17 protein-coding genes are annotated in these 22672 nt (G+C 71.2%); 4 read left to right on the top strand and 13 right to left on the bottom strand.

Annotated features, from left to right (window positions below):
- Nucleotides 1–54 precede the first annotated feature (54 nt).
- Nucleotides 55–1650 (bottom strand): acyl-CoA carboxylase subunit beta, encoded by a 1596-nt coding sequence (locus tag AB0D93_RS15935; RefSeq protein ID WP_362119423.1) that lies wholly within the window; start codon nt 1648–1650, stop codon nt 55–57.
- A gap of 302 nt (nt 1651–1952) precedes the next feature.
- A complete protein-coding gene (locus tag AB0D93_RS15930; RefSeq protein WP_362119420.1) occupies nt 1953–2468 on the bottom strand; it encodes a hypothetical protein in 516 nt (171 codons plus the stop codon).
- Nucleotides 2469–2693: 225 nt separating this feature from the next.
- Here AB0D93_RS15930 and AB0D93_RS15925 point away from each other — a divergent pair, with 225 nt between their 5' ends.
- Nucleotides 2694–3293 carry a YceI family protein gene (locus AB0D93_RS15925; protein ID WP_362119417.1) on the top strand — a complete coding sequence of 200 codons (600 nt, stop codon included), beginning with the start codon at nt 2694–2696 and terminating at the stop codon, nt 3291–3293.
- A 221-nt stretch (nt 3294–3514) separates the two neighbouring features.
- On the opposite strand, the gene AB0D93_RS15920 is transcribed toward AB0D93_RS15925, so the two are convergent.
- Both AB0D93_RS15920 and AB0D93_RS15915 read right to left on the bottom strand, forming a co-directional pair.
- Nucleotides 3515–4891, bottom strand: a complete 1377-nt coding sequence (locus AB0D93_RS15920) for a hypothetical protein (RefSeq protein WP_362119414.1) — start codon at nt 4889–4891, stop codon at nt 3515–3517.
- A 47-nt stretch (nt 4892–4938) separates the two neighbouring features.
- Nucleotides 4939–7953 (bottom strand): glycoside hydrolase family 3 N-terminal domain-containing protein, encoded by a 3015-nt coding sequence (locus AB0D93_RS15915; protein ID WP_362119411.1) that lies wholly within the window; start codon nt 7951–7953, stop codon nt 4939–4941.
- A gap of 138 nt (nt 7954–8091) precedes the next feature.
- Between AB0D93_RS15915 and AB0D93_RS15910 the strand changes: the two genes are divergently transcribed.
- A complete protein-coding gene (locus AB0D93_RS15910) occupies nt 8092–9957 on the top strand; it encodes a ricin-type beta-trefoil lectin domain protein (RefSeq protein ID WP_362119408.1) in 1866 nt (621 codons plus the stop codon).
- A gap of 113 nt (nt 9958–10070) precedes the next feature.
- Complete coding sequence (locus AB0D93_RS15905; RefSeq protein ID WP_362119405.1) at nt 10071–10670, top strand: GPP34 family phosphoprotein; 600 nt, start codon at nt 10071–10073, stop codon at nt 10668–10670.
- 20 nt (nt 10671–10690) lie between these two features.
- Here the strand turns inward: AB0D93_RS15905 and cimA are convergent, their stop codons facing one another.
- The 7 genes from cimA to ureA all read right to left on the bottom strand — a co-directional run bounded on the left by cimA (nt 10691) and on the right by ureA (nt 18531).
- Nucleotides 10691–12301: a citramalate synthase gene (gene cimA / locus AB0D93_RS15900; protein WP_362119402.1), complete on the bottom strand. Its 1611-nt coding sequence runs from the start codon at nt 12299–12301 to the stop codon at nt 10691–10693.
- 287 nt (nt 12302–12588) lie between these two features.
- On the bottom strand, nt 12589–13890 hold the full coding sequence (locus AB0D93_RS15895) for an MFS transporter (RefSeq protein ID WP_362119399.1): 1302 nt from the start codon (nt 13888–13890) through the stop codon (nt 12589–12591).
- Nucleotides 13891–13928: 38 nt separating this feature from the next.
- Nucleotides 13929–14546, bottom strand: coding sequence for a TetR/AcrR family transcriptional regulator (locus AB0D93_RS15890; protein ID WP_362119396.1), 618 nt, complete (start codon nt 14544–14546; stop codon nt 13929–13931).
- On the bottom strand, nt 14543–15013 hold the full coding sequence (locus AB0D93_RS15885) for a hypothetical protein (protein WP_362119394.1): 471 nt from the start codon (nt 15011–15013) through the stop codon (nt 14543–14545). The genes AB0D93_RS15890 and AB0D93_RS15885 overlap by 4 nt, the downstream gene beginning before the upstream one ends.
- Nucleotides 15014–15039: 26 nt before the next feature.
- Nucleotides 15040–16083: an agmatine deiminase family protein gene (locus AB0D93_RS15880; RefSeq protein WP_362119391.1), complete on the bottom strand. Its 1044-nt coding sequence runs from the start codon at nt 16081–16083 to the stop codon at nt 15040–15042.
- Nucleotides 16084–16099: 16 nt separating this feature from the next.
- Nucleotides 16100–17824 carry an urease subunit alpha gene (locus AB0D93_RS15875; protein WP_362119388.1) on the bottom strand — a complete coding sequence of 575 codons (1725 nt, stop codon included), beginning with the start codon at nt 17822–17824 and terminating at the stop codon, nt 16100–16102.
- A complete protein-coding gene (gene ureA / locus AB0D93_RS15870; protein ID WP_362119385.1) occupies nt 17821–18531 on the bottom strand; it encodes an urease subunit gamma in 711 nt (236 codons plus the stop codon). The genes AB0D93_RS15875 and ureA overlap by 4 nt, the downstream gene beginning before the upstream one ends.
- 146 nt (nt 18532–18677) lie before the next feature.
- On the opposite strand from ureA, the gene AB0D93_RS15865 reads away from it, so the two are divergent.
- Nucleotides 18678–20111, top strand: coding sequence for a cytosine permease (locus AB0D93_RS15865; RefSeq protein ID WP_362119382.1), 1434 nt, complete (start codon nt 18678–18680; stop codon nt 20109–20111).
- Nucleotides 20112–20234: 123 nt separating this feature from the next.
- Here the strand turns inward: AB0D93_RS15865 and AB0D93_RS15860 are convergent, their stop codons facing one another.
- Nucleotides 20235–21554, bottom strand: a complete 1320-nt coding sequence (locus AB0D93_RS15860; RefSeq protein ID WP_362119379.1) for a lysine 2,3-aminomutase — start codon at nt 21552–21554, stop codon at nt 20235–20237.
- Between the two features lie 33 nt (nt 21555–21587).
- Nucleotides 21588–22658: a hypothetical protein gene (locus AB0D93_RS15855; RefSeq protein ID WP_362119376.1), complete on the bottom strand. Its 1071-nt coding sequence runs from the start codon at nt 22656–22658 to the stop codon at nt 21588–21590.
- Nucleotides 22659–22672: the final 14 nt, after the last annotated feature.

Below are 22672 nucleotides of genomic sequence, written 5' to 3'. Positions count from 1 at the left end.
TGTCAGTCTCCGGGAGAGAGAGGTCCGCGGGGTTGCCGCGGCGGGTCCGCTCGGTTACTGCGGGGGGTTGCCGTGCTTGCGGGAGGGCAGGTCGGCGTGCTTGGACTGGAGCATCGCCAGGGACTTGACCAGGACCTCGCGGGTTTCGGCGGGGTCGATGACGTCGTCCACGAGGCCGCGCTCGGCCGCGTAGTAGGGGTGCATCAGCTCGGCCTTGTACTCCTTGACCATCTTCTGACGCATGGCCTCGGGGTCTTCCGCCCCCGCGATCTGCCGGCGGAAGATCACGTTCGCGGCGCCCTCCGCGCCCATCACGGCGATCTCGTTGGTGGGCCAGGCGTAGGTGAGGTCGGCGCCGATCGACTGGGAGTCCATGACGATGTAGGCACCTCCGTACGCCTTGCGCAGGATCAGCGAAATCCTCGGCACGGTCGCGTTGCAGTAGGCGTACAGCAGCTTCGCGCCGTGGCGGATGATTCCGCCGTGCTCCTGGTCGACACCGGGGAGGAACCCCGGCACGTCCAGGAAGGTGACGATCGGGATATTGAAAGCGTCACACATCTGGACAAAGCGCGCAGCTTTTTCGCTCGCCTCGATGTCCAGCACGCCGGCGAGGACCTGCGGCTGGTTGGCGATGATGCCGACCACCTGGCCGTCCAGGCGGGCCAGCGCGCAGATGATGTTCCGCGCCCAGCGCTCGTGGACCTCCAGGTACTCGCCGTCGTCGACGATCTCCTCGATGACCTTGGCCATGTCGTACGGCCGGTTGCCGTCCGCCGGGACCAGGTCGAGCAGGACGTCGCCGCGGCGCTCCACCGGGTCGGAGGAGTCCACCCGCGGGGGGTTCTCGCGGTTGTTCTGCGGGAGGAGCGACAGGAGGTAGCGCACCTCGGCGATGCAGGTCTCCTCGTCGTCGTACGCGAAGTGGCAGACGCCGGAGGTCTCCGCGTGGACGTCGGCGCCGCCCAGGCCGTTCTGGGTGATCTCCTCGCCGGTGACCGCCTTGACCACGTCCGGACCGGTGATGAACATCTGGGAGGTCTCCCGGACCATGAAGACGAAGTCCGTCAGGGCCGGGGAGTAGGCCGCGCCGCCCGCGCAGGGGCCGAGCATCACCGAGATCTGCGGGATGACGCCGGACGCCTTCGTGTTGCGCTGGAAGATGCCGCCGTAGCCGGCGAGCGCCGAGACGCCCTCCTGGATACGGGCGCCCGCGCCGTCGTTCAGGGAGACCAGGGGGGCGCCGGCCGCGATGGCCATGTCCATGATCTTGTGGATCTTGGTGGCGTGGGCCTCGCCCAGCGCGCCGCCGAAGATCCGGAAGTCGTGGGCGTAGACGAAGACCGTACGGCCCTCGACCGTGCCCCAGCCGGTGATGACACCGTCGGTGTACGGCTTCTTCGCCTCCAGGCCGAAGCCCTGCGCGCGGTGCCGGCGCAGCTGCTCGACCTCCTGGAAGGACCCGGGGTCCAGGAGCAGCTCGATCCGCTCCCGCGCCGTCAGCTTGCCCTTGGCGTGCTGCGCCTCGGTCGCCTTCTCGCTGGGGCCGGCCACGGCCCGGGCACGAATGTCGTGCAGCTCGGCGACCCGTCCGCGTGCGTCCGTCGGCTCGCCGGTCGGCTCACCCGTCGTCTCTTCCAAAACGGTCATGTAGCGACCTTACGAAGGACACCAAGGAAAGCGAGCCGTCGACTCCGTACAGTCTCCGGCCCGTTTTCCTGGTACGAGTGAACAGAACCATGGCCATGTGCAGCCCTTCCGACTGCTCACAGGGCGTCGTCGTTGTAGAGGCGCCACAAAGTCGTCACCTGCGAGCCGCCTCACATTCATGGCTGGCACATGCCATCCCCGGGGTGACACGGGGGACTCGGACGGCGGTCACCGACACCCGCGGGCACGGACAGGTGCCCCACCGTACCGGGCCCGGCCGGGAGGTTCGCACCCGCCTCGGATCAGCAGCCGCCGCAGTTGTAGTAGAGGGCGTCCCAGTGGTTGCCCTCGTCGGCGTAGACGTTGCCGGAGGCGGACCGCCACTGCGGGTAGCCGTCGCCGCGCAGGCCGATGTAGGCGAAGTTGTTCTTGATGTACGACGTCACGCACGTGTTCTTGGAGTAGTCGAGCTTGTAGCCGTTCCAGTGCGAGTAGGTGCCGGAGGCATGGCCGGTCTCCGTGCCGCCGGTGATGTTCAGGGCGCAGCCACTGGCCCGCTTCAGGGTCTGGGCACCCTGGGCCGTGGCGAGGTTGAGCTGGTCGAAGGACGTACAGGTGGAGTTGTTCCGGTCGGTGCAGTTGCCGGAGGACGACCACGTGATGCCGACCTGCCGGAACATCGACTCGGCGGTGGCCTGGCTGATCTTGGTGACGGCGAAGGCGTCGGTGGCGGTGCCGACGACGGCGACGCCGGGAGCGACGACAAGGGCGAGCGCGGTCAGGACGGAACGGAGCCGCAAGGCTTTCGCGAGCTTCATGGGGACCTCTCCTGCGGTGGGCCGGGCTTCCTGTGGGGCGGCTGTGCAGGTGGTGCACGCAGATGGTGCCCGAGTTCTACGCGCGTCCGCCAGAGGGCGTACACGGCTACTCCGAGCGACGAGAAAAATACGCTCCGGATGATGTTGAAAACTGAACCGTATGGAGCTACCTTCGGATACACGGGTTCGTTTAACGTTCAACTGAAACCTTCTACGGAGCACGACATGGGCATCTTCAGCCGCAAGGACACCACCCCGCAGACCCCCGCCGCCGCGGGTACCGATCTGACCGCACTGACCGGCGACTACTCCATCGACCCGGCACACACCACGATCGGTTTCACCGCCCGGCACGCCATGGTCACCAACATCAAGGGCGGCTTTCAGGACTTCAGCGGCACGCTGCACCTGGACGGTGCCGACCCGAGCCGGTCCACCGCCACGCTCGAAATCAAGATGGGGAGCATCGACACCGGCAACGCCGACCGTGACGGTCACCTGAAGTCCCCCGACTTCTTCAGGACCGACGAGTTCCCGACCATGACCTTCCGCTCCACCAAGGCGGAGGCCCTGGGCGGCGACGACTACCGCATCACCGGCGACCTCTCCATCCTCGGCGTGACCAAGCCGGTCACCATCGACCTGGAGTTCAACGGCGCCGCCAAGGACCCGTTCGGCAACGAGCGCGTCGGTTTCGAGGGCAAGGCCGAGATCCTGCGCTCCGAGTGGGGCCTGACCTGGAACGCGACGCTGGAGACCGGCGGCGTCCTCGTCTCGGACAAGATCAAGCTGCACTTCGACATCTCGGCGATCAAGAACGCCTGAGCCCCCGGCGGGCCGGCCGGCCCCTCCGTGAGCGCGCCCGCTCCCCCGGAAACGGGAAGCGGGCGCTCGCGCGTCCGGGGGCACTGGCCCGGGGGGCTGGCCGCGCGGGAGCGGGGGACGGACGACCGGCGCCGGTCCGTGCCGTCGCTCACCGAGTCCGGACGGCAGGCGCCGAAGCGGGGCATGGCCGGGTGGGACTGACGGACGCGCGGGGCCGGCGTTCAGAATCCCCCGCCGAAGTCGCCCCCGCCGCCGTCGCCCCCTCCCCCGCCGAAGTCCCCGCCGTCCCCGAACCCGCCCCCGAAGTCCTGGGTGTCGAAGTCCGTGCCGGAGACGTCGCCGCCCTGGTAGTCGTCGCCGAAGTCGCCGCCGTAGCCGGGCCCGAAGTCGCCGTAACCGCTGCCGTAGTCGGCCGCGTAGGAGGGGGTGGCCATCATGCTGCCGAGGAGGGTGCCGACGAGGAGGCCGGGCAGGATGCCGCCGCCGAAGTAGCCGCCCGCCCAGGGGCCGTACGCCGGACCCGCGTCCCAGTAGGGGCGGCGGCCGTACTCCGTGTCGACCTCGCGGATGACCGGGTCGCGGCCGTCGGCCAGTCGGGTGGCGTCGGCCGCGCAGACCGGGACCTGGCGCGGGGAGCCGCCGGGCGGGGTCCACGTGGCGTCGGACACCGAGGGCCCGTGGCGCGGGTCGAAGAAGCAGGGCGGGCGGCGCTCGGGCAGGGGGCGGCCCTCGCGGCGGGCGGCGAGGCGGGACAGAAGGAAACGGCCGTCCTCCAGGGCCTCGGTGACCGTGCGGACGTCCTCCGGCCGGCTCGCGGCGGCCATGCGCTGTTTGGCGGTGTCGTAGGCGTCCAGGGCGCTTTCGTAGTCGGCGCGCATCGCGTCGTCGGCGCCGGGACCGGCCGGCTGGAAGTCGAGGCGGTCCAGTTCCTCGCCGAAGGCGGTGATGTCCTCGTCGACGACCACCCGCAGCCGGTCCAGCGCGGCCCGCTGCTCCTCGGCGCGCCGCCGCCGGTTCCGGCGCACCAGCGCGTAGGTGCCCGCGCCCCCGGCCACCAGCACCGCGGCCACCGCGATCAGGGCCGCGCCGGAGGATCCCCCGCCGGACCCGCCCCAGCTCTTCGGCGCGTGACCGCCCATGTTGGCCAGGGCGCGGTCGGTGAAGTCGGTGAGCTGGGCCTTGGCCGGTTCGCCCTGGACGCTCGTCACCAGGTTCCGCCGGGCCGTCGCCGACATGACGGAGGAGTCGGCGCGGGCGTCGAAGCGGTCGCCGAGACGGATGCCGTACAGACCGGTGACGCCGGTGGCCGCGCGCAGGTCGGTGAAGAGGTTCGAGGTGGGGTAGCCGGCCGGGAGTACCGCGATGAACAGGGGTTTGTCCGCGTCCTTGATGCGTTTCGCGAGCGCGTCGGCGTCCGCCTTCGGCAGTTGGGCCGACGCGGCCGGGTCGACGTAGACCGGGCTCTGGCGCAGGGCCTGGGCGATCGTGGAGACGCTGGTGTCCGCGCTCGCCCCGGGCGCGCACAGGGTCGGCAGGACCAGGGCGAGGACGGCCAGCAGCAGGGCGGGGAGGCTTCGGGTCCGCAGGACGGCCTTCATGCTTCGAAGCTACCCGAAGCCTCCCATAACCGGACAACGGCCGAGGTCTAGGCGGCCCGGTACGCCTCCGTCAGCTTCTCCACCGCCTTTCCGTAGCGGCCGGTCAGCAGCAGGTGGTCGGCGTCGGCGAAGGGCTTCGCCACCGCCTCGGTCATCCCGGTGCCGACCTTGTTCTGGACGAGCAGCCGCGCCTTGGCCACCAGTTCACGGCCGGCCCGGCCGGCACCCCTCCGCTCGGCCGCGGCGGCCGCCACGGCGAGGGCGTGCAGGGTGGCCGCGCCACCCCTGGGCACGTCGGTGAGCGTGGTCAGTCCCCATCCGTAGGGGAACTGGGGATCGTACGACGCGTCGCCGACGTTGATCGGGAGCTGGGACTCGGACTTCGGCCAGGTGACGGGGAGCTGTCCGGTGAAGGGGCGCGTGCCGTAGAGGACGTCGGCGACGCCCTCGCCCTCGGTGCCGGGCAGCCAGGACGCCACGAGCGCGTCGATCTCGCCGAGCCGGTCGCCGACGAGCTGCGGGCGGCCCGAGACGATCAGCACCGCGCACTTCATGGCCGCGCACACCTTGTCCACGGCCGCCTGGTCGGCCGCCGACAACTGCAGGCTGTGGCCGTTGCCGACGTCGCCGACGCCCTCGGCGTACGGGGTCTCGCCGACCACGACCACGCCGACGTCGTAGCCGCCGGTCGGAGCCGAGGCGTCCTTGGAGTACGTGACGTTCCCGCCGGCCTCGCGCATGCCCTGGAGGACGGTCGTGCCCTTGGTGTGGGTGCCGGACGCGCCCTGCCAGGTGATGGTCCAGCCGCCGGTCTGGTTGCCGAGGTCGTCGGCGTTGGACCCGGCGACGTACACCTTCTCGCTCTTCTTCAGCGGCAGCAGCCCGTCCGAGTTCTTCAGCAGCACCTGCGACTCGGCGGCGGCCTCGCGGGCGACCGCACGGTGGGCCGGGGAGCCGATGGCGGAGGCTCCGCCGGTGTCGGCGTAGGGGTGCTCGAACAGCCCCAGCCTGAACTTCTGGGTGAGGATGCGGGAGACGGCGTCGTCGATCCGCCTCTCGCTGATCCGGCCCGCCTTCACCTCGTCGGCGAGCGTGCCGCTGAAGTCCTTGTAGGAGTAGGGCACCATCATCATGTCGACGCCCGCGTTCACCGCCGTGCGGACGTGGCCGGCGTAGTCGCCGGGGAGCTGGTCGATGGCGTTCCAGTCGCTGATGACGAAGCCGTCGAAGCGCATCCGGCCCTTCAGCTCGCCGTTGATCATGTCGCCGCGGGCGTGCATCTTCACCGCGCCCTTGCCGTCGCCGACGATGTCGAGCGAGGAGTACGACGGCATGACCGTGCCGATGCCCCGCTCGACGGCGGTCTTGTACGGCGCCAGGTGGATGTCCTGGAGTTGCCGCCGGGTGACCGTGGTGACGCCCTGGTCGGTCGTGTAGGTGCCGGTGGTGGAGGAGCCGTAGGCGGTGCCGCCGTCGCCGACGAAATGCTTGGCGGTGGCGAGGACCTTGTCGTCGCGGCTCAGGTCCCGCCCGTCGGCCCGGCCCTGGAGGCCCTGGATCATGGTCTCCATGGACTGCACGAGGGCGGGGTCCTCGCCGAAGGACTCGTAGGAGCGGCCCCAGCGTTCGTCACGGCTCACGCACAGGCAGGGCGCGAAGTCCCAGGGGATGCCGGTGGCGCGGACCTCGGCGGCCGTCACCGAGCCGGTCCGGTAGGCGAGTTGCGGGTCCCGGCTCGCGCCGATGCCGATGTTGTGCGGCATGATCGTGGCGCCGTCCAGGTTGTTGTGGCCGTGGACCGCGTCGACGCCGTAGATCAGCGGGATCTGGAAGCGGGTCGCCCGCGTCCGCAGCTGGAAGCCGTCGATCATCTTCGCCCAGGCCTCGGGCGTGTTGGGCGTGGGCGTGGAGCCGCCGCCGGACAGCAGCGAGCCGAGTCCGTAGGCCGCGATGTCGCCCCCGCCCCCGACGGCCCCGCGCTCGGCCTGGGTCATCTGCCCGGCCTTCTCTTCCAGGGACATGCGGGAGAGCAGGTCCGCGACGCGCCTCCGGACCGGCAACCCGGCGTTCAGGTACGGCAGTCCGTGTGCGTCGAGGACGACCTGCGGGGCCTCGGCGGGGGCCTTGGCGCCGGTGACCGTGAGCTTGAGCGGGATGGTCTTCGCGGATGCCGGGGCCTTGTCCTCGCGGGTGGGCACCTCGATGGTCCTCGAGGTGCCGGACGCGGTGCCGGCCGGGAAGGTGAGGGTGCCCTCGGCCGGGGTGTAGTCCCGGCCCGCGGTCGCGGTGCCGCCCTCGGTCCGGTACGTGACCGTCACGGGTTCGTCGACGGGCCGGTCGCCGGTCGTGGTCAGGGTGACCCCGACCTTGGCGGTGCCGCCCGCCCTGACCGGGTAGACGGGCGCGTCGGTGGTGACGGAGGCGCGCAGCGTTTGGTCGGCCTTTCCGTACAACTCGACGTCGTCCATGGCGAAGTCGCCCTTGGTGCCGGCCGGGAGGGTGACCGCGTACCCCCACATGCGGGTGAGGCCGAGGACGTCGTCGATGCCGCCGACGGGCTGGTAGTCGGTGCGGTACTGGAAGTCGGTGAAGGGGATCTCGATCTGCTTCCAGCCGGTGAAGTCGTCGGTGAAGGAGGTCGTCCAGAGCTCGGAGGCCTCGCCGTTCGCGCCACCGTCCTTGATCTCGAAGGCGATCTTCCTGCCGTTGTTCCGGCCCTCCCACCAGAAGCGGACGCCCTGGTGGGCGGACCAGTCGTGGGCGGGCTCGGCGGCGGCGAAGTCGTGGGTGAAGCCGCCGTAGCCGCTGATGTCGTAGGTGCCGGTCAGGACCTTGGCGCCCTCGGGGGCGTCGGCGCGGTCGGTGAGGTGCAGGGCGGGCGGGTCGTCCGCGTCGCCTCCCCAGGTGAAGATGCCGTCGGCGGGCTGGGAGGCGAAGGGGACCTCGCCCTCGAAACGGTCGACGGGCGTCGGTGCGGGGTCGTCGGCGGCGTGAGCTGCCGCGGACAGGGGCAACAGGGCGGCGAGCAAGGCCCCGGAGACGAGCAGGGCGGTTCTTGGCATGGACCTTCCCTCGGCTCTCATGGTTCACTCATGGCTTAGATCACGCCGTGAGTTAACTAACGGCACCTCAACCCGTCAAGACCGCACGTCAATTGTGCCGGTCCCCGCTCTGTCGACCCGAGAGGAAGGGCGACGCACATGAGGAGAACCCCCCGCACAGTCCGGCTGCTGCTGGCCGGACTGCTCTCCGCCGCCGGCTTCACCGCCGCCGTACCCCCCGCGCACGCGGCCGGTGAACAGGTCACGGCCTGGCTCACCACCACCGACGACTCCGCCGGACGCCATGTCGTACGCGGCCTGCAGGCGCAGACGCCGTTCGCGTTCCAGTCCGGCACGGGCGGCAGTGGCGAGAACATCACCGTCGACGAGAACACCCGCTACCAGACCTTCACCGGCGGCGGCGCGTCGTTCACGGACACCGCGGCCTGGCTGATGAACAGCAGCGGAGCGCTGTCGCAGGCCACGCGCGACGCGACCATGAAGAAGCTGTTCTCGCCGACGGACGGCATCGGACTGTCGTTCCTGCGCAACCCGATGGGCGCCTCGGACCTCGCCCGGTACGGCTACACGTACGACGACGTGCCGTCCGGGCAGACGGACCCGAACCTGAACGGCTTCTCCGTCGCGCACGACCTCGCGGACGTCGTGCCGCTCACCAAGCAGGCGCTCCAGCTCAACCCCTCCCTGACCGTCATGGCCTCGCCATGGACGGCTCCGGCCTGGATGAAGGACAGCGGCTCGCTCAACGGCGGCTGGCTGAAGGCCGAGGACTACGGGGCGTACGCCGCCTACTTCGTGAAGTACCTCCAGGCGTACGAGAACCAGGGGATCAACGTCTCCTACGTCACTGCGCAGAACGAGCCGACCTGTTGTTCCGGCTACCCGTCGATGAGCTGGAACGCGAGCGGTCTCGACTACTTCCTCAAGAACGACCTGCTGCCGCAGCTGCAGTCGGCGGGCCTGTCGACCAAGGTCCTCGCGCACGACTGGAACTGGGACACGTACGACTCCTACGCGGCCCAGAGCGTCGACGACCCGGCGATCCGCAACCACCCCAACTTCGGCGGGATCGCCTGGCACGGCTACGGCGGTGACGTCTCCAAGCAGACCACCGTGCACGACCAGTACCCCTCGCTGGACGCCTTCGGCACCGAGCACTCCGGCGGCACCTGGATCGCGAACCAGCAGCGCGAGGACATGTCCAACATCATCGACTACACCCGCAACTGGGCGAAGTCGGTGACCAAGTGGTCGCTGGCCGTGGACCAGAACATGGGCCCGCACAACGGCGGTTGCGGCACCTGCACCGGTCTGATCACCGTGCACGACGGGGACGGCGCGAGCGGCACCGTGGACTACACCGTCGAGTACTACGACATGGGCCACCTGACCAAGTTCGTGCGGCCGGGCGCCCAGCGGATCGCCTCCACGGCCTCCACCACCGTGCCCAACGTGGCCTGGCGCAACCCCGACGGCAGCAAGGCGCTGATCGCCTACAACGACTCGTCCTCGGCGCGGACCGTCACCATCGACTGGGGCTCCCAGCACGCCACTTACTCGCTGCCCGGCAGGACCACGGCCACCTTCACCTGGTCCGGCACCCAGTCCGGCGGCGGCACGAGGACCGGCTCCTTCGTCGGTCTGGCGGGCAAGTGCCTGGACGTGGCGGGCGCTTCGAACGCCAACGGCACCGCCGTCCAGCTCTACGACTGCAACGGCTCCTCCGCCCAGCAGTGGACGGTGGGGACCGACGGCTCCGTCCGGGCGCTCGGCAAGTGCCTGGACGTGACGTCGGCTTCGACCGCCGACGGCGCCAAGGTGCAGTTGTACGACTGCAACGGAACCGGCGCCCAGCAGTGGTCGTACAACGCCTCGACCGGTGACGTGGTGAACACGGCGGCCGACAAGTGCCTCGACGTGACGGACAACTCGTCGGCGAACGGGGCACGGGCGCAGATCTGGTCGTGCACGGGAGCCGCGAACCAGAAGTGGCACCTGCAGTAGGGCGCTCCACCGGGGGGCTCCGGCCTTCGGTGCCCCCGCGCCCACCCGGTTCCGTCGGCCGGCACACGGCCCGTCGTGCTGCGTTTCCGGCAGCCGCGGCACATGGTAGGGGTATGACCACACCGCAGGATCTGTTCCTCGTCAGCCTCGACGTCCCCGGAGAACACCCCGTCGAGGCGGGCGATCTGTCGCTGGCGCTCGCGGGGGCCGAGCTGATCGACCTTCTCGGCGCACGGGCGCTCACTCTGGAGGGTGAGCGCATCGTGCCGGGCCCCGTGCTGACCACGGGTGACCGGATGCTGGACGAGGCCGGGGCGGCACTCGTGCGCGAGGAGCCGTACGAGACGGTCGAGGACTGGCTGTGGCGCCGGGGGGAGGGGCTGGCCACGGCCTACCGCGACGTCCTGGACACGGAGGGGAAGCTCTCCGGCAAGCGGCACCGCTGGCCGCACCGGGCGGACAAGGCGGCGGCCGCCGACACCCCGGCCCGCCGGCACGCCGCCGACCGCTGGTGGTCCCGCGAACCGGTCCTCGCCGGGCTCGCCGCCACCCTGGGCATCCAGGGCGAGCGGCCACCCGAGGAGGAGCTCGGGGAGGAGGCGGTGGTCACCGTTGTGGTGACGGTCGGCGACGCGGTGACGGAGCTGGGGGCCGTACGGGAGCGGCGGCGCATCGAGAACGTGGCGTTCGACAACATCTGGCGCGCGCCGTGACGCTCCGCTCGGCGCGCTGACTACTCCGCCGGCTCCACCCCGGCCCGCAGCAGGCCGTACGTGCAGGCGTCCTCCAGGGCCTGCCAGGAGGCGGCGATGACGTTTTCCGCGACGCCGACGGTGGACCACTCGCCGGTGCCGTCCGAGGTGGAGATCAGCACGCGGGTCGTGGACTGGGTGCCGTGCTTGCCCTCCAGGATGCGAACCTTGTAGTCGACCAGCTCCAGCTTGGCCAGCTGCGGGTAGATCTTCTCCAGGGCCACGCGCAGGGCGCGGTCCAGGGCGTTGACCGGGCCGTTGCCCTCCGCCGTGGCGACGATCCGCTCGCTCTTGGCCCACAGCTTCACCGTGGCCTCGTTGGCGTGGGTGCCGTCGGGGCGGTCCTCGACGATGGCCCGCCAGGACTCCACGTCGAAGTACTTCAGCGGGCGGCCCTCGGCCTCGGCGCGCAGCAGCAGTTCGAAGGAGGCGTCGGCGGCCTCGTAGGTGTAGCCCTTGAGCTCGCGCTCCTTGACCCGCTCGACCACCCGGCCGACCAGCTCGCGGTCGCCGCCCAGGTCGATGCCGAGCTCCTTGCCCTTCAGCTCGATCGAGGCGCGGCCCGCCATGTCGGAGACCAGCATGCGCATGGTGTTGCCGACCAGCTCGGGGTCGATGTGTTGGTACAGGTCCGGGTCGACCTTGATCGCGGAGGCGTGCAGGCCGGCCTTGTGCGCGAAGGCCGACACCCCGACGTACGGCTGGTGCGTCGAGGGGGTGAGGTTCACGACCTCGGCGATGGCGTGCGAGATCCGGGTGGTCTCGCGGAGCCTGCCGTCGGGCAGCACCTTCCTGCCGTACTTCAGCTCCAGGGCCGCGACGACCGGGAAGAGGTTGGCGTTGCCGACCCGCTCGCCGTAGCCGTTCGCCGTGCACTGCACGTGGGTCGCGCCGGCGTCGACGGCCGCCAGCGTGTTCGCCACCGCGCAGCCCGTGTCGTCCTGGGCGTGGATGCCGAGCCGGGCGCCGGTGTCGGCGAGGACCGTGGCGACGACCGCGTGGATCTGCGCGGGGAGCATGCCGCCGTTGGTGTCGCAGAGGACGACGACGTCGGCGCCGGCCTCGGCGGCCGTACGGACGACCGTCTTGGCGTACTCGGGGTTGGCGCGGTAGCCGTCGAAGAAGTGCTCGCAGTCCACGAAGACCCGGCGGCCCTGGTCCTTCAGGTACGACACCGTGTCGCGGACCATCTCCAGGTTCTCGTCCAGCGTGGTGCGCAGCGCCAGTTCGACGTGCCGGTCGTGCGACTTGGCGACCAGCGTGATCACCGGGGCGCCCGACTCGAGCAGGGCCTTGACCTGCGGGTCCTCGGCGGCCTTGGCGCCGGCGCGCCGGGTGGCGCCGAAGGCGACCAGCTGGGCGTGCCGGAAGTCGATCTCCGCCCGGGCGCGGGCGAAGAACTCGGTGTCCCGGGGGTTCGCGCCGGGCCAGCCGCCCTCGATGAAGCCCACGCCGAAGTCGTCCAGGTGCCGTGCGATGGCGAGCTTGTCCGCGACGGTGAGGTTGATGCCCTCGCGCTGCGCGCCGTCGCGCAGCGTGGTGTCGAAGACGTGGAACGAGTCGTCGAGCTCGCTGGTTGCCGTCTCGGTCATGATCTCAAGGCTCCTGTTGTGGATCTTCGGTCTTACCGGAATGACCGGCTCCACCGTCCCCCCAATGGTCCCTCGCGCTGTCGTTCCCCGGCTGAAGGTGGGCCGGAAAACGAAAAAACCCCTCGCGGGTGCGAGAGGTCTGCGCGCGGGTCGAGGACGACGGTGGCCACCCGCACCTGGTCGTACGAGGTGGTCACTGCGGACCGGCGCGCCTGCTGCCAATAATCATGGCGAACGAGAGCACGGGGGCAGTCTGGCACAGCCGCGCCCCCGGCTCACCGCCCGTCTCAGGATGCGGTCGTCAGACTGGAATCCGTACGGTCCCTCACCCGGGTCAGATCCAGGTCCTTCGTCTCCCGCATGGTGACGTACACCACGAGGGACACGGCGGCGCAGCCCGCCACGTACCAGTAGAAGCCGGACTCGGTCCCGGCCTTCTTGAACCACAGGGCGACGTACTCCGCCGTCCCGCCGAAGAGGGCGTTGCCGAGGGCGTACGGCAGGGCCACGCCGAGGGCGCGGACGCCGGTCGGGAACAACTCGGCCTTCACACACGCGTTGATCGAGGTGTAGCCGGTGACGACGACCAGCGCGAGCAGGGCGAGCCCGAGGGCCGGCCAGTAGCCGTCCGCATGCCTGAGCAGCGTCATGATCGGCACGGTGAGGAGGGTGGAGCCGACCGCGAAGGTGATCAGCAGGGGGCGGCGGCCGATGCGGTCGGACAGGGCACCGGCGAGCGGCTGGAGGCAGGCGAAGACGATCAGCGCGGTGAAGGAGACGAGGGTCGCCGTCTGCTTGGGCAGGCCGGCCGAGTTGGAGAGGTACTTGGTCAGATAGGTGGTGTACGTGTAGTACGCGACCGTGCCGCCCATGGTGAGGGCGACGACCAGGAACGCCTCCCGCCGGTGCTGCCACAGGGCGCGCAGGGTGCCGCGCTCCTCGGCGTGGGACGCGTCCTCCTCGTACACCTCGGTCTCCAGCATGCTGCGGCGCAGGTAGAAGACGACCGCCGCGCCGAGCGCACCCACGACGAACGGGATCCGCCAGCCGTAGCCGTGCAGCGCGCTGTCGGACATGGTCCGCTGCAGGACGATCTGCAGGCCGAGGCCCACGATCTGTCCGGCGGTCATGGAGACGTACTGGAAGCTGGAGGCGAACCCCCGCCGCGCGGGGTCCGAGGCCTCCGTCAGATAGGTGGCGCTGGCCGCGTACTCGCCGCCGACCGACAGGCCCTGCAGCAGGCGGGCGACGAGCAGCACGAGCGCGCCGCCGTAGCCGGCGACGGCGTAGGTCGGGGCGACGGCGATGAGGATGGCCGAGGCCGACATCAGCGTGACGGTCAGGGTCAGCGCCGCCTTGCGCCCCTTGCGGTCGCCGACCCTGCCGAGCAGCCAGCCGCCCACCGGGCGCATGAAGAACCCGACCGCGAAGATGCCCGCGGTGTTCATCAGCTGGGCGGTGGGATTCCCGTTCGGGAAGAACGCGCCGGCGAAGTACGTGGCGAAGCTCGCGTACACGAACCAGTCGAACCACTCGACCATGTTGCCCGCCGACCCGACCCAGATCTTCTTCCAGTGTTGTCGTCCCATGGGCCGTTACCTGCCCGGCGGTGGAGGAAAGGATTCCTTTACCCGGCCGGCTCCAGCAGGGAGTCGGCGATGAACTCCCGCACATGCGCGAGCACTTGCTCACGGTCGGTGCCGCGCAGGCCGATGGCGACGTGAATGGAGAACCCGTCGAGCAGCGCCCGCAGCCGCGTCGCGAAGCGGTCCGCGTCCACCCGCCGGAACTCGCCCCGCGAGATCCCCTCGGCGATCAACGCGACCAGGTCGCGATGCCAGGCCCCTTCGATGGCGACCTGCCGCAGGCGCGCTTCGTCGTCCGCGTTCTGCGAGCGGTTCCACACCTCCAGCCACAGCGTCCAGTGCGGGTCGCGGTGGCCGTCGGGCACGTACAGGTCGACGTAGGCGCGAAGGCGCTCGCTCGCGGTTCCGGGGCCGGTGAGCAGGCGGCCCCGCTCGGCGCCGAGCCTGCCCTCGCTCCACTCCAGGGTCCGCAGCAGCAACTCGTCCTTGGAGCGGAAGTAGTACAGCAGGTGGCCGCTGCTCATCCCGACCTCGCGGCCGAGCGCCGCCATGGTGAGCTTCTCCAGACCGCGCTCGGCGATCATGTCCATGGCGGCGACCAGGACCTCTTCGCGGGGCGGGGCGGGGGTGCGGCGGCGGGGGGACGGGGACTCGGTCATGCGGGGACCACCCGGACGGCGTCGGGCAGGAAGTGGATCTCGTACGGGCCGGTGCACGAGTCGGACCACGACGCCGCCCCTGCCCCGCAGCCGGCGCACACCCGGTCCGGTCCGTCGCCTTCCGGCAAGCTGCAGCACCCGGTCGACCGGACGCCGGGGTTGGCGGAGCGACGGCCCGCGGCATCGGCGGGGTGGACGACGAGCGTGTCCCGCGGCCCCGCCGACATCAGGAACCCCGGCCCGTCGGGATCCGCCAGGGCCGCCCCCGTCCACTCCGGGTCCGGGTGCGGCACGTACGGCCGCCCGGACGGCTCGGGATCCACCGCGTAGGTGCCGCGCGGCACGGTCGACGGGGCTTGCCGCGCTCCGTCCCGCCCGTCGTGCTCCGGACGTTCGGGCAGCTCGGGCAGCAGCCGCGGCGGCGGGCTGAGACGGCGGCCGCGGGCCGCGCACACCAGGACGTTCACCCGTATGTTCTACCCGAAGCGGGCCGTCACCGGACCTTCGGCTGCTGCTGGGTGATGCAGTGGATGCCGCCGCCGCCCGCGAAGATCTGGCGCGCGTCCACCAGGGTGACCGTGCGCTCGGGGAACAGGCGGCGGAAGATGCCCGCGGCGATCTCGTCGCGCGGGTCGTCGAAGCCGCACAGCACCAGGCCGCCGTTGCAGAGGTAGTGGTTGATGTAGGAGTAGTCGGCCCAGTGGCCGTCGGCCTCCAGGACGGTCGGCGCGGGCACCTCCACGACCTCCAGGGCGCGCCCCCGGGCGTCGGTCGCCGACTTCAGGAGGCCGATGACCTCCTTGGTGACCTCGTGGTCGGGGTGGGCCGGGTCCGGCTGGGAGTGCGCCACCACGACACCCGGCCGGGCGAAGGCGGCCACGATGTCCACGTGGCCGAGGGTGCCGAAGCCGTAGGGGGGGTAGTCGCCGGTGAGGCCGCGCGGCAGCCAGATCGCCTTCCGCGTGCCGAGGTGGGCGTGGATCTCGGCCTCGACCTCCGCCTTCGACCAGTGCGGGTTGCGCTCGGGGCCGAGCTGCACGGTCTCGGTGAGCAGCACGGTGCCCTCGCCGTCGACGTGGATCGCGCCGCCCTCGTTGACCAGCTTCGAGGCGTACGTCTGCGCGCCCGCGAGGTCGGAGACGTACGCGGCGATCTTGGAGTCGTGCTCCCAGCGGGCCCAGTCCTGGGCGCCCCAGCCGTTGAACGTCCAGTCCACGGCGGCCAGTTCGCCCTTGCCGTCGGTGAGGAAGGTGGGGCCGATGTCGCGCATCCAGGCGTCGTCCAGGTCCCGCTCGACGGTGTTGACGTCCGGGCCGAGCAGCGCCTGCGCCTCGGCGGACCGGCCGGGACCGCAGACCACGGTCACGGGCTCAAAGCGGCGGATCGCGCGGGCCACGCTCGCCCAGGCGGCCTGGGAGGCGGCGAGGTCGTCCGGGTCGTCGAAGGTGGGGTTGGGGCCCGGCCACGCCATCCAGGTGCGCTCGTGCGGGGTCCACTCGGCGGGCATACGGAAGCCGTCGGCGGCGGGGGTGGTCATAGGAATTCCCGGGTCCTTAGAGGAAGTAGAGGCGGTTGAGGGAGACGGAGTCGGCGGGCTCGGAGCGCAGCGGGTCGCCGTCGAGGGTGACCAGACCGGTGCGCTGGTCGACCTCGACCGCGCCGGTACGGGCGTTCAGCCGCAGGTCGGCCGGGCCGATGCCCCGGGTGCCGCGCACGGCGACCCGCCGGCGGCGGGTGGGCATCGTGTCGCCCCCCTGGTCGACGGCCGCCCGGGCGACGAACGCAACCGAGATGTCGGCGGCCGTGGCGCCGTACGAGCCGAACTGCGGGCCCAGCACGAGGGGTTCGCAGGTGTCGGTGGCCGCGTTGGGGTCGCCGACCACGCCGTACGCCGGGAAGCCGGCCTTGAGGACGAGCTGCGGCTTGGCGCCGAAGTACTCGGGGCGCCACAGCACGATGTCGGCGAGCTTGCCGGCCTCGATCGAGCCGACCTCGTGCGCGAGGCCGTGCGCGATGGCCGGGTTGATGGTCAGCTTGGCCATGTAGCGCAGGACACGCGCGTTGTCGTCGCCCTCGCCGTCGCCCTCCAGGGGACCCAGCTCGGCCTTCATCTTGCCGGCCATGGCGAACGTCCGGCGGACCGTCTCACCGGCGCGGCCCATGCCCTGGGCGTCGGAGGAGGTGATGCCGATCGCGCCCAGGTCGTGCAGCACGTCCTCGGCGCCCATGGTGCCGGCCCGGATGCGGTCGCGGGCCATGGCGGCGTCGCCGGGCAGGTCGGGCTTGAGGTCGTGGACGGAGACGATCATGCCGTAGTGCTCGGCGACCGCGTCCCGGCCGAAGGGCAGGGTGGGGTTGGTGGAGGAGCCGATGACGTTGGGGACACCGGCCATCTTCAGCACGTTCGGCACGTGTCCGCCGCCGCAGCCCTCGATGTGGAAGGCGTGGATGGTCCGGCCCTCCAGGACGCGCAGGGTGTCCTCGACCGAGAGGCACTCGTTCAGGCCGTCGCTGTGCAGGGCCACCTGGACGTCGTGCTCCTCGGCGACCCGCAGGGCGGTGTCGAGGGCACGGGTGTGGGCGCCCATGTCCTCGTGCACCTTGAAGCCGCTCGCGCCGCCCTCGGCCAGGGCCTCGATCAGGGGAGCGTCGTGCGAGGACGAACCCCGGCCCAGGAAGCCGATGTTGACCGGCCAGGCGTCGAAGGCGTTGAATGCGTGCCTCAGGGCCCAGGGCGAGTTGACGCCGACGCCCCACACGGGGCCGAACTCCTGCCCGATGATCGTGGTCACCCCGGAGGCGAGGGAGGCCTCCATGATGCGCGGCGACAGCAGGTGGACGTGGGTGTCCACGGCGCCGGCGGTGGCGATGAGCCCCTCGCCGGAGACGATCGAGGTGCCCGTGCCGACGACGACGTCGACGCCGTCGAGGGTGTCCGGGTTGCCGGCCCGGCCGACGGCGCAGATCCGGCCTTCCCGGATGCCGATGGAGACCTTGCGGATGCCCTGCACCGGGTCGATCACCACAACGTTGCTGATCACCACATCACAGGTCTCGCGGACGGCGGCGGCCTTGAGGTGCAGTCCGTCGCGGGCGGTCTTGCCGAAGCCGGCCAGGAACTCGTCGCCGTAGCGCTGGGAGTCGGACTCCACGCGGATGGTGAGGCCGGAGTCGCCGAGGCGGACGCGGTCGCCGGCGCGGGGGCCGTGGGTGGCCGCGTAGGCGTGCGGGTCGATGTGGATCGCCCGGCTCACCTCGCGTCCCTTCGAGCGGCTCATCGCTCCTCGCCTCCGTCCGGCGTCCTTGCGCGTGTGGTTCCGAGGTATCCGCAGGCGGCGGCCCGGCGCAGGGCCTCCTCCTTCGCTCCGGGCGCGTCCAGCGGCCCGTCGACCAGTCCGGCGAAGCCGATCGCGATCCGCTCGCCGCCGACCGGCACCAGCCCGACCTCCTCGCTCTCCCCCGGCCCGAACCGCACGGACGACCCGGCGGGTACGGCGAGGCGCATCCCGTAAGCCAGGGCGCGGTCGAAGTCGAGGCGCGGGTTGGCCTCGAAGAAGTGGAAGTGGGAGGTGACGGAGACCGGGACGGTCGCGGTGTTGGTGACCGTGAGCCGGACGGCCGGCTCGGGGTCGGTGTGCTGGGGCCCGGGCAGCAGTGCGCCCGGTGCCCGCTCGCCGAGGCCGCCGCCGATGGGGTCGGAGACCACCGCGAGCCGGGAGCCGTCGTCGAAGACCGCCTCGACCATCACCTCGGTGACGACGTCGGCGACCCCCGGCAGGACGTCCTCGGGGCCGAGCACGGACCGGGCCGCCTCGACGGCCTCGGCGAGCCGTCTGCCGTCCCGGGCGGCCTCGCACACGGTGTCCGCGATCAGCGCGGTCGCCTCCGGCACGTTGAGCCGCAGGCCGCGCGCCCGGCGGGCCCGGGCCAGCTCGGCGGCTCCGAAGAGCAGCAGCCGGTCACGTTCCGTGGGAGTCAGTCTCACCTCGCGGCACCTCCTTGCCTCGCCAAGGTTAGAGCACCACTCTAAACATAGAATTCATGAAACAGAAGCATTGACTCCGAGCAGAGCTTCCTTGACATTGAACGTCGCTCTAACTCTCTCTGGCGGTAGTCGAAGGAGACCCAGCCATGCCGATAGAACAGCGCGGAGTCGACACCATCCCGGACGAGGAGCGGACCAGTGGTCCGCGCGACCTGGTCTCGATCCTCCTCGGCTCGAACCTCTGCCTCGGGGTGATCATCTTCGGCTGGCTCCCGCCGTCCTTCGGTCTCGGCTGGTGGGGGTCGGTGAGCGCGATCGTCGCGGGCACGGTGGCCGGTACCGCCGTCACGGCCCCGCTGGCCCTCATCTCCCTGCGCACCGCGACCAACCTGTCCACCTCCTCCGGCGCCCAGTTCGGCGTCCGGGGACGGCTCGTCGGCTCGGTCGTCGGGCTGCTCCTCGCCCTCGGCTACACCGCGCTGACCGTGTGGATCGGCGGGGACGTGATGATCAGTGTGCTCGGCCGGATGTTCGGGCTGCCCGCGGACGGCGTGTCGTACGCCGTCGTCTACGCGGTGCTCGCCGGCGCCACGGTCGCGGGCGCGGTGTACGGCTACCGGGTGCTGCTGAACATGTCCAAGGTCCTGTCCATCGGCATGACCGCCCTGCTGGTGCTCGGCGTCGTCGCCTACGCCCCGCACTTCGGCACCGCGGCGATGCCCCAGACCGGCGGCTATCTGCTCGGCTCGTTCTGGCCGACCTGGTTCCTGTCGGCCGTCGCCGCGGGCCTGTCCGGTCCCATCGCCTTCATCACCCTGCTCGGCGACTACACCCGCTACATCTCCCCCGCCCGCCACTCCAGCCGCCGGGTCCTCCGGGCCACCTGGGCCGGTCTGATCCTGGGGCTGCTGGTGCCGCAGCTGTTCGGCACGTTCACGGCGTACGGCGCCCACGCGGCACTCGACTACGCCGGGCCGCTGGTGGCGGCCTCCCCCACCTGGTACCTGATCCCGCTGCTGCTGGCCGCCTCGGCCGGCTCGGTCGGCAACGCCGGTCTGATGCTGTACTCCATGGGCCTGGACCTGGACGCGATCCTGCCCCGGGCGTCCCGCGCCCGCGCCACCTGCACGGTCGCGATCGTGGCCACGGCCTGCGTCTTCGTCGGCCACTACGCGTGGAACGCGCAGTCCGCGATGACCTCCTTCGTCCTCCTGCTCACCGCCATCGGCACCCCGTGGGCGGTGATCACCCTCATCGGCTTCGCCCGCTGCCGCGGGGTGTACGACGCCGACGCCCTGCAGGTCTTCAACCGCCGTTCGCGGGGCGGGATCTACTGGTACCGGGCCGGCTGGAACGTGAGGGCGACCCTCTCCTGGGCGCTCGGCGCCGGCACCGGCCTGCTGGCGGTGTCCCTGCCGTCGTACCAGGGCCCCCTGCTGCACCTGACCGGCGGAGTGGACTGCAGCTTCCTGCTGTCGGGAGCGGTGGGCGGCCTGGCCCACCTGCTCCTCACGCCCCGGACCGCACCGGCCCGCGCCGAGGCCGGACAGGAACCGGTCGGCGCGGAGAGCCGGGTCTAGGGCGGACCGACTCCCGCGAGCCTGCTCGGGGTCAGGCCCGTGGGGGCGGCGAAGACCGCTGCGGCGGCCGGGAGCGCGTCAGCCGGCCGGCCGTGCCGTCGGCCGCGACGCCGAGGCCGGCCTTCAGCCCACCTCCAGACCCGGCAGGAAGCGGGTCGCGCCGAACGCCGGTTTCAGGTCGGTGAACCAGGTCGCGCCCTCGTCGTACGCGGCGAAGAACGGCCGGTCGACCAGGTCCGGGTCGCGCGCCTGGATCAGGTGCAGCACGAAGACCTTCTCGCCCGCCACCTCGGCGACGCCGTCCACGCAGACCTTGCCCGGCATCGCCGACATCACCGGACCGCGCACCGTGCGGGCCAGGCCGGAGACCCGGGCGTAGGCGTCGCGGAAGATCGCGTGCCCGCGGGCCAGCGGCACCCCGAAGTAGCCCTGCGGACCGGTGTCCCGCTCCACGAACTGGTAGTACGGCACCGCCCCCAGCGCGGTCGTCTCCTCCCACAGCTCGGCCCACGCCTCGGCGCTGTCGTTGATCCCGGCGACCAGCGGGCCCTGGCAGCGGATCACCGCGCCGGTGTCGCGCACCCGGCGCATCGCCTCCCGCACCACCGGCGGGCGCAGTTCCCGCGGATGCGTGAAATGGGCCATGAGCGCCAGGTGACGGCCGCTTGCGACGACCTTCTCGAAGAGCCGGAGCAGGTCGTCGGCGTCCCGGTCGGTGAGGAAACGGTACGGCCAGAAGGCGAGCGACTTGGTGCCGATCCGGACCGAGCGGACGGTCTCGATCTCCAGCAGCGGCTCCACGTAGCGGCGCAGCACCTCGGTGCTCATCACCAGCGGGTCGCCGCCGGTGATCAGCGTGCTGCTCACCTCGGGGTGGGCGCGCAGATAGGCGCCGGTGGTGGCGATGTCGTCGGTGGCGATGCGCAGGTCGGACTCGCCGACGAACTGCGGCCAGCGGAAGCAGTACGTGCAGTAGGCGTGGCAGGTCTGGCCCTGCCGCGGGAAGATCAGCACCGTCTCGGGGTACTTGTGCTGAAGCCCCGTCAGACGGCGCCCCTCGTGCACGGGGACGTTGGCGTCGAGCTGGCCGGAGGGGTGTGGGTTGAGCCGCATGCGGATCTCGTGGGCGGCGCGCCGGACCTCGGCGTCGGGCGCGTCCCGCGCCAGCAGGTCCGCCATCCGGCGCAGGTCGTGCGCGGGCAGCATGCCGCTCTGCGGGAAGGTGAGCCGGAAGACGGGGTCCTCGGGGACGGCCGACCAGTCGATCAGTTCGTCCAGCACATAGGAGTTGGTGCGGAAGGGCAGGACCGCCGACACGGCCCGCAGGGCCAGCCGTTCGCCGGGCGGCAGGGACACCCGGCCCAGCAGGCCGTCCAGGTCACGGGGGGTGAAGGCGCGATACCGGGGGCGCGCGTGCGGAGCGGGGTGGAGCGCTGAACTCATCTGTGCCAGTGCCTCTATTCTGTGCCGGGTCCGCTATTCCGTGACCAGGACCGGCGGCCGCAGCTCTACGAAGGCGGCCGCCGACGCATCGTACTTCTCGGCGAAGTGCTGGATGAGCAAGGCGTGCAGCGGACTTTCGTCGTCCACCACGATCAGCTCGTGCGCACCCGGTACGGTCAAGGACTCGCTGTAGGCGGAGAGTTGGTCGAGGCGGTGCCGGGCCATGTACGAGACCAGGTCGGACCCGGCGACGTACAGGCGGTCCTCGACGGACACGAAGGCGCAGCGGAACTCGCGGCGGCCGTCGGTGGCGTCCACCAGGGTGAGCGGCAGCCGGGTGAAGTGCTCCATCGGCTTGCTCTGCCGCCACAGCTCGTCGAAGCGCTGCTCGACGAAGGTGCCGAGCGGCGAGCGGACGGCGACCTCCAGCTGGACGCCCTCGCCGGAGAGCCGGCCCACCGTGAGGAAGGAGACCAGACAGCGCTCGTCCCAGCGGTAGAGCGTCACACCGGGGGACGTCTGGCACAGCCGGACTTCGAGCAGGGCGCGGGAGGTGTCGTCCAGGCGGCGCGCGAAGCGGTCCAGGGTGCGCAGGTTGCGCATGATGTCCCGGCGGATGTCCGCGCTCTGCTCGCCGAGTTCACGGCCGCGCAGGATGACGGCGAGCGAGTCGGGGTCCAGCAGCAGGATCTGCACCCGCGCCCCGTCCGCGGTGGCCGCCCTGATCCCCCGGAAGAGGCGCTCGGAGAACTGCGGCCCGAAGAGGTTGGAGAAGGTGTCGAGCACCTTCACGCAGGCCGTGGCCCCGTGCACCTGGGCGGCGAACCACTCGTAGTCGAGCCGGGTGTGCTCACGGACCCGGCCTTCCTGGGCCCGGGAGATCAGCGGACCGATCACGAACACGGTGATGACCACGCCGACGAGGTCGGTGCCGAGGTTGAGGAAGAGGTTCTGCTCGTAGGCGTCCATGGCGGAGGCCCGCCACAGCAGCAGCGCGGCGCAGCCGGCCAGCGCCAGCAGTGCGGTGAGGCTCTGCGGCCGGCGCGGGGTGCGTAACGCGCGCAGCAACCAGCGCAGCCGTGGTACCGGCGACCATGCGTTCACGTGCGGTGCCCCTC

Origin of the sequence: Streptomyces sp. NPDC048191, from assembly GCF_040652655.1 — a bacterium.
GTDB lineage: Bacteria > Actinomycetota > Actinomycetes > Streptomycetales > Streptomycetaceae > Streptomyces.
This window is presented reverse-complemented; position numbering and strand designations above follow the sequence as displayed.

Bases quoted from the DNA above. Each gene is read 5' to 3' on its own strand.
- AB0D93_RS15935 (WP_362119423.1), bottom strand. From the start codon at position 1,650: ATGACCGTTTTGGAAGAGACGACGGGTGAGCCGACCGGCGAGCCGACG.
- AB0D93_RS15930 (WP_362119420.1), bottom strand. From the start codon at position 2,468: ATGAAGCTCGCGAAAGCCTTGCGGCTCCGTTCCGTCCTGACCGCGCTC.
- AB0D93_RS15925 (WP_362119417.1), top strand. From the start codon at position 2,694: ATGGGCATCTTCAGCCGCAAGGACACCACCCCGCAGACCCCCGCCGCC.
- AB0D93_RS15920 (WP_362119414.1), bottom strand. From the start codon at position 4,891: ATGAAGGCCGTCCTGCGGACCCGAAGCCTCCCCGCCCTGCTGCTGGCC.
- AB0D93_RS15915 (WP_362119411.1), bottom strand. From the start codon at position 7,953: ATGCCAAGAACCGCCCTGCTCGTCTCCGGGGCCTTGCTCGCCGCCCTG.
- AB0D93_RS15910 (WP_362119408.1), top strand. From the start codon at position 8,092: ATGAGGAGAACCCCCCGCACAGTCCGGCTGCTGCTGGCCGGACTGCTC.
- AB0D93_RS15905 (WP_362119405.1), top strand. From the start codon at position 10,071: ATGACCACACCGCAGGATCTGTTCCTCGTCAGCCTCGACGTCCCCGGA.
- cimA (WP_362119402.1), bottom strand. From the start codon at position 12,301: ATGACCGAGACGGCAACCAGCGAGCTCGACGACTCGTTCCACGTCTTC.
- AB0D93_RS15895 (WP_362119399.1), bottom strand. From the start codon at position 13,890: ATGGGACGACAACACTGGAAGAAGATCTGGGTCGGGTCGGCGGGCAAC.
- AB0D93_RS15890 (WP_362119396.1), bottom strand. From the start codon at position 14,546: ATGACCGAGTCCCCGTCCCCCCGCCGCCGCACCCCCGCCCCGCCCCGC.
- AB0D93_RS15880 (WP_362119391.1), bottom strand. From the start codon at position 16,083: ATGACCACCCCCGCCGCCGACGGCTTCCGTATGCCCGCCGAGTGGACC.
- AB0D93_RS15875 (WP_362119388.1), bottom strand. From the start codon at position 17,824: ATGAGCCGCTCGAAGGGACGCGAGGTGAGCCGGGCGATCCACATCGAC.
- AB0D93_RS15865 (WP_362119382.1), top strand. From the start codon at position 18,678: ATGCCGATAGAACAGCGCGGAGTCGACACCATCCCGGACGAGGAGCGG.
- AB0D93_RS15860 (WP_362119379.1), bottom strand. From the start codon at position 21,554: ATGAGTTCAGCGCTCCACCCCGCTCCGCACGCGCGCCCCCGGTATCGC.